6 protein-coding genes are annotated in these 8,896 nt (G+C 64.6%); 1 reads left to right on the forward strand and 5 read right to left on the reverse strand.

What is annotated here, in order from left to right:
* Positions 1-361 precede the first annotated feature (361 nt).
* Positions 362-1,738 carry a GGDEF domain-containing protein gene (locus EG244_RS08120; protein ID WP_124964499.1) on the reverse strand — a complete coding sequence of 459 codons (1,377 nt, stop codon included), beginning with the start codon at positions 1,736-1,738 and terminating at the stop codon, positions 362-364.
* Positions 1,739-1,906: 168 nt separating this feature from the next.
* Positions 1,907-2,404, reverse strand: coding sequence for a GNAT family N-acetyltransferase (locus EG244_RS20385; RefSeq protein WP_158617272.1), 498 nt, complete (start codon positions 2,402-2,404; stop codon positions 1,907-1,909).
* 274 nt (positions 2,405-2,678) lie between these two features.
* Between EG244_RS20385 and EG244_RS08130 the strand changes: the two genes are divergently transcribed.
* The gene (locus tag EG244_RS08130; RefSeq protein ID WP_124964501.1) at positions 2,679-4,496 is read left to right on the forward strand and encodes a calcium-binding protein; all 1,818 of its coding nucleotides are present in this window, start codon (positions 2,679-2,681) and stop codon (positions 4,494-4,496) included.
* A gap of 321 nt (positions 4,497-4,817) precedes the next feature.
* Here EG244_RS08130 and EG244_RS08135 read toward each other — a convergent pair whose 3' ends face one another.
* The 3 genes from EG244_RS08135 to EG244_RS08145 are packed head-to-tail and all read right to left on the reverse strand — an operon-like array spanning position 4,818 to position 7,732.
* Positions 4,818-5,504, reverse strand: coding sequence for an ABC transporter ATP-binding protein (locus tag EG244_RS08135; RefSeq protein ID WP_124964502.1), 687 nt, complete (start codon positions 5,502-5,504; stop codon positions 4,818-4,820).
* A complete protein-coding gene (locus EG244_RS08140) occupies positions 5,501-6,706 on the reverse strand; it encodes an ABC transporter permease (RefSeq protein WP_124964503.1) in 1,206 nt (401 codons plus the stop codon). Before EG244_RS08140 ends, EG244_RS08135 begins: the two co-directional genes overlap by 4 nt.
* Positions 6,707-7,732: an efflux RND transporter periplasmic adaptor subunit gene (locus EG244_RS08145; protein WP_158617273.1), complete on the reverse strand. Its 1,026-nt coding sequence runs from the start codon at positions 7,730-7,732 to the stop codon at positions 6,707-6,709.
* Positions 7,733-8,896: the final 1,164 nt, after the last annotated feature.

The raw sequence follows: 8,896 nt of genomic DNA on the forward strand, positions 1-8,896 counted from the left end.
GCGCCGTCTTCATAGTATCCTCACCGCTCTGACCTGAGGCAGGGGCTGCACCATGCGAAACCGCAGGTGACGCCGCGATGAGCGGTCAAGACTGAGCCATATGTCTCTCTCTGAACGCAGCTCGCAGGAACTGGCTTTCGCCCTGATCCTCCGCGGGCGGACGGCGGTCCCGAGCTAAGACACTTCCTTCACTGCCCGTCCCCCGGCGACCTGTCTGAAATCAGCGCCTCTCAGCGATAGTCATCAGAGCCCGGGCGCAAGAGCGCTGAGCCGCCTGCACGACGCCGCAGCTGCCTCCACGCCCGGGAACCGGCTGCACCGATACATCCCGCCCCCCTTGCCCCGGCCTCACCCGCCATGCTCAGACCGCCAGATGCACCCGGTTGCGGCCCAGGTTCTTGGCCTCGTAAAGCGCCGCGTCTGCCGCTTTGGTCAGCCGTTGAAAATCCGGCTCGCCGCAGAGCTCGGCAATCCCGATTGAGGCGGTGACCCGGATGACCTGCCCGCCCGGCATAGGGATCTCGCGGCTGCGCAGCCGCTCCAGCAGCCGCTCGCCAAAGGCCTTCGCCTCGGGCAGATCCATCTCGGCCAGGGTCACGAGGAATTCCTCGCCGCCGTAGCGGAAGGCGAAATCCCCCACCCGCGCGGTCTCAAGGATCACCTCTGCGCAGTGGCGCAGCGCGAGATCGCCCGCGGCATGGCCATAGCGGTCATTGATCAGCTTGAAATAATCCAGATCAATCAGCGCAACCGCGAATTTCTGCTTGCGCCGCCGTGCCGCCTCAACCTCACGGGTGAGGATCGCATCCATAAACCTGCGGCTCAGCACCCCGGTCAGCGCATCATGGCCGCCCTCAATCCGCGAGGCCTCGCTGAAACACTGCAGGACCAGGGCGCGGATCTCGGCCGCATCGCTGTTGAGACGCGGCAGCAGGCTGCGCAGATCCTCGCCGCGGCGGATTCCGGGCAGCAGCTCTGCATCAATCCGCCGGACAATATCCTGGGCGCGGTGGATCTCATGGGTGCCCTCAAAGAGCACGCCGCCGCGATGGGTAAGCCAGAGCCCGAATTCAGAGCTGCGCAGATCGGCCAGATCTTCCATCTTTTCGCGGGCGGCGATCACAAACATCGCCTCCTGCATCCATTCCGCCATGGCCGCGCGCTGCGCCTCGCGCTCCTGCGAGAGGTTCTTGCCAAGCGCAAAAAGCCGGAACGCCTCGGCGTTCTGATCGGTCCGGCGGCTTTGCTCCACCGTGGCCGAATTCATAATATCAATCGCAATGCCGAGCGTGGAGGCCGCAACCCGCAGCATGGCACGGCGGCTCTGGCGAAGGTCCTCCTGCGCGACAATGGCATAGATCAGCCCTTCGGTGATCAGCCGCAGGCCGCGCGTCACCAGCTTCAGCGCCAGCCCGATGCGGGCATGGATCGCGCCCACATGCAGCTGCACCCGGGCCATTTCATCGAAATCAGGGGCACCATCCGCCGGAAAAAGCGCCACAAGCCAGCGCTGCAGCGCGCCATTCAGACGGTTGCGGATCAGATCCTGCGACAGAAATCCCCGCGCGTCTGCGTCTTTCTCCAGCTCTTGATAAAAGCGATCCACCAGATCAGCCGCATGATCCGCCACAATGGCAGAGAGCGCAGCCCGGGCCGGGGGAACCAGCGCCTCCTGCAGGGCGGACCATTCTTTACTCAACAGCTCAGCGTCACGTTCGGCAAGGTTTGGCATTTTCATTCCATCAGATCCGGACAGGCTTTGCACAGCGCAACCAGTCTGGTGCAACCTGATGTTTAGCCTGCCGCACCGCGCGGAGCAATTCAGCGCAGCACCGCAGAAAACCGCGCCGCCCTGTGGGGGCTTTCGCCGGAAGGACGCCTGAGCAGGTTAAACTCCGGGGCTGCCTTACCCGGCTGCGGGACGTTCGCGGCGCATCCAGACGGCATCCGCGCCGTAAACTGCAAGCTTTTCCGGAGGAACGCCGGAGGCCGGGGCAAAGCCAAAGCGCGCCCAGAACGCTGCGGTGCCATAGACCGACACCAGCCCCGCCGAGGAGAAATCAGCCGCCCCCCTCAGAAGCCTGTCGATGACGTGGCGCGCATGGCCGCCCCCGCGCAACTGCGGGTCGAGCACCAGATCATGGATGTAGAACTGCCGGGCATCGGGCGGAATGTCCCCCAGAAAGCTGTCGAGCGCCGGCGGGGCATTCTCGCGGATCGGATGCGAAATCGCATAGCCAAGGATCGCCGATCCCGCGCCCCCCTCAAGCACGTGGCAGCCCGCCGGGTAAAGCCTGCGCTTTTCGGCGATTGCGTCATAGCTTTCGGGCAGGTCGGGATGCACGCGGTCCGCGAGCGACAGAACTCCGGCCAGATCTTCTTCCCGCATCTCACGCCACTGCACGGCAGATCCCCTTCTTAAAGAGGCAACGTCATGCCGAAGCCTCCGGCGGATTGCAAGCTCTGCGCCCCGCCCCGGGGCCGCTGATCCCCCCTGACGTAACGGACTTTTGATCGGACCCTGGCGCGACTGAACGGCGCTGACGCGTGTTATCTTTCCGTTAACTCTTTCCTGCCTTGTGACCAGTAAAGGGCCCATAGGCCCGCGTTTAATCAGTTTTTCGTCTCTCCCGGCCCGCAGCCCATGCAGGCCCCGAGCGGCGCTTTGGGGGGATGCGATGCCAGAAATACTCAGAGGCGGCCCCGGTGATGACCGGCTGCAGACCTCTGCGGAGGTCCGCCGCATCTATGGCCATCAGGGGAATGACACATTAACCACCGGCATTCATGGGGGCGGTGCCTGGGGCGGGATCGGCGATGACACGCTGATCGGAGGCGGTCGCGGTGTGGTGCAAAGCCACCTCTATGGCGGCGCGGGGGCGGATACGCTTTACCTCGATGTCTCGGACAGCACTGCGCCCTATGGCGATCATGCCTGGGGGGACCAGGGGCCGGATAAGTTCATCTTTATCGGCCGTGAGGGATCGGACGCGCGGATCACCGGGCGGATCGATGATTTCGACTATTCCCGCGATGAAATCTGGATCGGTGATGACCGGCTCGATCTGCAGAACCTGCCGGCCGGTGTGCGGATCGTCAGCCTTTATGCGCAGCCCTGGCTGCTGATTGACGACCGCGTCCTCTATTCGCTTGAGGGCGCGCGCAAGGTTGAGGGGCTGATCCGCCCGCCCCCCGGCTCGGATCCGGATGGCAATGCCAACGGCGAAGAGCGTCACTTTATCGGCTGGCCCGAAGAATGGGCCAATGGCGTGCCGCGCAGTGCCGACATCCCCTATGAGGATTATGTCGCCTATTTCCCCCGCAACGAAGGCCCGCACCGCGACTGGGAGATGGCGACACCGCGCTATACCTCCGGGGACGACACGATTGAGGGCACAGATGCGGGCGAACGTCTGATCGGCGGCGACGGGCGTGACCAGCTGACCGGCCGGGGCGGCGATGATCTGATCCACGGCGGCGAGGGGCATGACACCATCGACGGCGGCGGCGGCAACGATTCGATCTCTGGTGGTCTCGACAATGACCTGCTGCGCGGCGGCGCGGGGGAGGATATCATTTATGGCGGCTCGGGCCATGACACGCTTTATGGCGGCAGCGGGGATGACCGCCTGCACGGCAACGGCGGCCGGGATTTCATTTACGGGGGGGAGGGCAATGACACCCTGACCGGCGGCACCGGCGATGACAGCCTTTACGGCGGCGAGGGCAATGACCTGCTTTATGCCTCCTATCCCGATGAAACCGCGGCACCGTCCAACTACAGCGAAGATATGCTGTCGGGCGATCGTGGCAACGACACGCTTGTTGCGGCCGAAGGCGGCACGGTGACCATGACCGGCGGTCAGGGCGCGGATCTGATGATCGCGGCCAAAGACGCAAGTCTGATTCTGACCGATTTCACCCCCGGAGAGGACTGGCTGGATCTGAACGGGGAACTGCCCGCCGATACCGATCCCGCCAGCCTGCTGCAGCCCCGCACACGCCCCGGAGAGAGCCAGCCGCAGGATTTGCTGCTGACGCTCTCGGGCTCGGCCAGCGTGCTCTTTCAGGGCCTTGCAGATGTGGACCGCGCGGCGCTTCTGGCCTCAATGGGTCAGACGGGCCCGGGTCGCCCGCCCGAACCGCCGCCCCCCGATCCCGACGGCGGTGATGGCGACGGTGATGGCGGCGAGGAGGAAGAGCCGCCCCCCGATAAAGAGGATGAGGACGAGGGCGGCGACTGCTTTGTCGCCGGAGCAAGCTATCAGAGCGATCATCACCCCGATGTCCTCTGGCTGCGCCGCTACCGCGATGAGGTGCTGCGCGGCACCGGCGCGGGTCGGCGGTTCATCACGCTCTACTACCGCTATGGCCCGCTGGCGGCAGGCTTCATCCGCCGCCACCCGCGCCTGCGCCCGCTGTGCCGTCGCGGCCTTGAGCGCCTGGTGACATGGGGCCGCCGCCACTATCCTGGCTGGCAATCGCCGCCCCTGTGACGGGAGCCGGGGCCCCCCGCTGTCGCGATAGGGAGGGCGTCTGGTGGAACGGACCTGCACCGGGCAAACGCCGCCCCGATGGCCGGGGGCGGCTCCGGTCTCCGCGCTGTGTCTGTTGGATTTGAGCGCCTGACAGTCCGGGTCGCCGCAGCTATCACAGCTGCCCATCGCCGCCCCTTTGGCTGCGGCAGAACCGGCGCCCGCTGGCACCGCAAGGGGTGGGACCGCCCTGGCTTCACCGCCACCATCGCGGCTCTGGTGACGGCGTCGACGCACGTTTGCGCTTTGATGCTCAAATTGCGCGCCGGTATTCAGAAAGGGTCAGACGCCCTCAACCACGCGGCCGTCTTTCAGGGTGATGCGGCGGCGGCAGGCGGCGGCGATCCCGGCGTCATGGGTTGAGATCAGAAAAGCGGTCGCTTCCTCGCGGTTGATCTCTGTCAGAAGGGCCATCACCTGATCGGCATTCTCACGATCGAGGTTCCCCGTCGGCTCATCGGCCAGCACCAGAGCGGGCTGGTTCATCAGCGCCCGTGCAATCGCCACCCGCTGCTTTTGCCCGCCGGAGAGAGCGGTCGCGCGAAAATTCATCCGGTGCCCCAGCCCCACCCGCTCCAGCAGCAGGCGGCCACGGGCTTTCTGCGCCGGGGTCTCACGCCCGGCCCGGACGGCGGCAGGAAAGATCACATTTTCCAGCGCCGTCAGATCCGGGAACAAATGGTGAAACTGAAAGACAAATCCGATGCGTCGATTGCGAAAATCCGTGAGCTCCGCATCCCCTGCCGCCATCAGATCCTGGCCGCGCATGATATGCCGCCCGCTGTCCGCCTTCATCAGCGTGCCCATGATCGACAAAAGCGTGCTCTTGCCGGACCCCGAGGGCCCGAGTAAGGCGGCAAACTCCTGCTCCGGCAGGCTCAGGGTGATGCCCTTCAGCACCTCGGTCCGGGCCTCTCCCTCCCCAAAGCCTTTGCGCAGATCGCTCAGTTCCACCAGCAGATCCGTCATTGCCCGATCACCTTCACCGGATCGATCCGTGACGCTGTCCGCGCCGGCAGCAGCGACGCCAGCACCGCCCCGATCGTGGTCAGCAGAAGCGCCATCCCATAAGCTCCCTGTCGGTAATCCACCGGCAGGACCGGCGTCACCCCGATTTCCGGCGGCGGTATGTGGGACAAAAGCGCAAAGCCGAGCCCCGCCCCCAGCGCGCCGCCACAGATCCCGACCAAAGCGCCCTGCAGCACAAAGACCGTCAGCACAAAGCCCCGCCTTGCCCCGGTGGCGCGCATAATGCCGATCTCTGAGCTGCGCCGATAGGTATTGACCAGCATGGCAGAGGCCACCCCGATCACAATGGTCACCAGACTGAAGCCCTTGATCATATCGCCGGAGCGCTCCTGCGCCTTCAGCCCGTCCAGCAGCTGGGCATTCCCGCTGGTCCAGCTTTCCGCCTTATAGCCGGTCAGCGCCGACAGCCGCTCTGCCATCGCATCGGCCTGCGACAGATCCTCGAGGCTCACCTCAATACGGCTGATCCCCTGGGGAATGGCAAACAGCGTCCGCGCCGTCGCCTGCGAGATAAAGATAGAGCGCCGATCAATGCTCTCCACACCCAGCGCGAAGATGCCGGTGATCTGCAACGCGCGTTCCTGGCCGCGATCTGACTGCAGGCGCAGGATCTGCCCGACCCCCACCTTCAGATCATCTGCCAGGGCCTGACCGATCAGCACACGGTTCGAGCCGAGGATGGCATTCCCCTCCTGCAGACGGGCACCAAAATTCGCAATATCCGAGACCCGCTGCGGCTCAATCCCCGTGACAGAGACCGCCGCCCGCGCCTGTCCGCGCATCAGGATGCCGTTTCCGGTGATCTGCGGGGAGACGCCTTTCACACCGGGCGTGGCGTCCAGAACCGGGATCAGCGCCTCAGCACCGGCCAGAAGATCACGTTGCCCGGTCTCCGCCTGAGCAACCATCAGCGCTGTGCTTTGCAGACCAGGCAGCAGGGTCGCCTCCGCAGGAGGGGGTGTCAGAGTGACATGGGAAATCTCTCCCACCGTGCGCTGCACCAGATACTGCCCAAGCCCGCCGATCAGCGCACTGATGAAGACAAAGAAAAACACCCCCAGCGCAACGCCCGCGATCAACAGCGCCGTCTGTCCCCGCGACGAGGCAAGATAGCGCCATGCAAGCTTGGCAGCATAGAGCATCTATTCGACCCGGATCTCATCGCCCGGTGAGATCTTCACCGGATCGAGCAGCACCTTGTCTCCCGCGGTCAGACCAGAGGTCAGCATCACCCGCTCAGAGGGCCAGTCAATGATCTCAACCGGGCGCACGGCGGCGCGCCCATGTTCAGCCACCAGCACATGCCAGCTTGTCCCGCGACGCAGAAGAGCCGCGCGCGGCAGAGAGAGCGCATCGGCATAATCCGCAACGATCAGATTAACCTCGACCGTCAGGCCAATCGGCAATTCCGTGCGCTCGGGAAAACTGACCTCGATGCGCCGCCCCCCGCTGTCGGGATCAAGCCTTGGTGCCGCAAAAGAGACCCGCCCTTCGCGCACCTCGCTCTGGCCGATCGCGCGCAGCCTTGCGGCCAGACCTTCGCTGATCCGCCGGGCATAAAGCTCATCCACCTCGGCCTCGACGAGGATATCCTCGGGATCGGCCAGCGTCATCAGGGTGTCCTGCAACGTGACCTGCTGCCCCGCCTCAACGCGGCGCGACAGAACCACCCCATCGGTCGGCGCAATCAGCCGGTAATGCGCCACCTCCCGCTCCACCTCAGCAAGGGCAGCGGTCAGGCGCAGGCTCTCCCCCTCTGCGGTGGCCAGTGCCAGCTCTGCCGCCTCCGCATCGGCACGCGAGATGACGCTCGCACCCAGACCCTGCGCGCGCCGTGCCGCCGAACGGGCCTGGGCCTCGCGCGCCTTTTGCACATCAAGCGCCGCCTGGGCCTGATCGCGGCGTGCCTGAACCTGTCGATCATCAAGCGCGACCAGAAGATCGCCGCGCGACACCCTCTGCCCCTCTGTCACTCCGACGTCCGTCACATAGGCAGAGACCAGCGGCCGCACCGCCACCTCAGCCCGCGCCCTGACATGACCATTCAGCGCCAGCACCAGCGACACCGGCCCCGGAGCCATCACCTCTGCAGCCACCCATGGCGCCGGGTTGTGCAGTGTCAGAAACGCCCCGCCCGCCCCAAGGGCCGCCAGCGCAGATAAACCCAAGATCAGACCCCTCCGCCCGGAGGCGCGTCCTTCAGTCGCCATAGATCCTGCCTCATCTCTGTGCCGCTTTGCGGTGTTGTGAATAATATAAGCGGCTGAGACGCTTATGACAGTCCCATCATGCGATGTTCCCCCTGTGAGAGGATAAAGTTCCTGACAGCTGTGCGGGCCGCCAAGGATGCGCACTGGGGTAAAAGAAGAACATTTGTAGTTGTGTCACACACCGGGCCTGAGGCTGATGATGTCCCGGAGGCCCCATCCGGGGGGCTGCCTCAGTAAATCCATACTCATCCTCGCCCAAGCGCAGCCTTTTGAGCAAAGGCCTGAGGAAAAAGGCGAGACATAACACCTCAGCCCAGGGGTCAAGCTGAAACGGAAGGCAGTTCATCCGCATTTTCCCCAAAAGAACATAATGAGAGCACGCAGAGCGGAGACAACCGCTATTGCTCTTTAAGCTGAGACATTCATCCTGCGGTTAAATCCCGAAGGTGGCCGCCCTGCCCTCTCTGCACTTCAGCGCCGCGGTCCTTTGCGGAAAGGGGCGCCAACACCGATCTGCGTATCATTGTCATCATACCCCCCGACGGGCTGCAAGCCTGACGACGAAAACCCTGAGCCGGACTGCCTCTCCCCCTGCTGCAGGGCACATCCCGGCCGAACAGGGGAATTTCGCGCTGAAACAGGCGCGGATGATGCTGGCTCTGCGAAGAGTACCAGCTCCGTTGCGGCCCCGCTTTCCGAGGGCCCTCTGATGGCCCCATACCTTCCGGGCCTGCTGACCCTTCGCGATTGCGGCAGGGCCAGGCAGCGCAGCAGAATGATCCGCAAGCGCCCGCACAGAGCAGGCAGAGCGCCCGCCCGCCATAGCTGAGAGCCGCCTCAGCGATCCGTCTCCTGCCGGCGAGCGGATCAGCAAGCGCCGCAGCCTTTGATCCCGCGCAAGGGTGCTCAGTGGCCACACTCTTTACTACGAAAAACAGGCAGCAATCGGACGAAAGATGAGCAGCGCAAATGCCATCCTGAAGAATAAGCCGCCGATCGCCCCCTGCCGATGCGCGGAGGCAATCCCAGGCAACCGCCGCACGCGTCAGCTGTTTGACCCCACGGTTTGAAGGTGTGTGTTGATTTCCGCTCGGAACTGACCCGGGGCGTCCTATAATTTCC

It is taken from the genome of Falsigemmobacter faecalis, from assembly GCF_003863335.1.
Classification (GTDB): Bacteria; Pseudomonadota; Alphaproteobacteria; order Rhodobacterales; family Rhodobacteraceae; genus Wagnerdoeblera; species Wagnerdoeblera faecalis.

Excerpts from the sequence above, each read along its gene's own strand:
- EG244_RS08120 (WP_124964499.1), bottom strand. The coding sequence starts at position 1,738 with ATGAAAATGCCAAACCTTGCCGAACGTGACGCTGAGCTGTTGAGTAAA.
- EG244_RS08130 (WP_124964501.1), top strand. The coding sequence starts at position 2,679 with ATGCCAGAAATACTCAGAGGCGGCCCCGGTGATGACCGGCTGCAGACC.
- EG244_RS08135 (WP_124964502.1), bottom strand. The coding sequence starts at position 5,504 with ATGACGGATCTGCTGGTGGAACTGAGCGATCTGCGCAAAGGCTTTGGG.
- EG244_RS08140 (WP_124964503.1), bottom strand. The coding sequence starts at position 6,706 with ATGCTCTATGCTGCCAAGCTTGCATGGCGCTATCTTGCCTCGTCGCGG.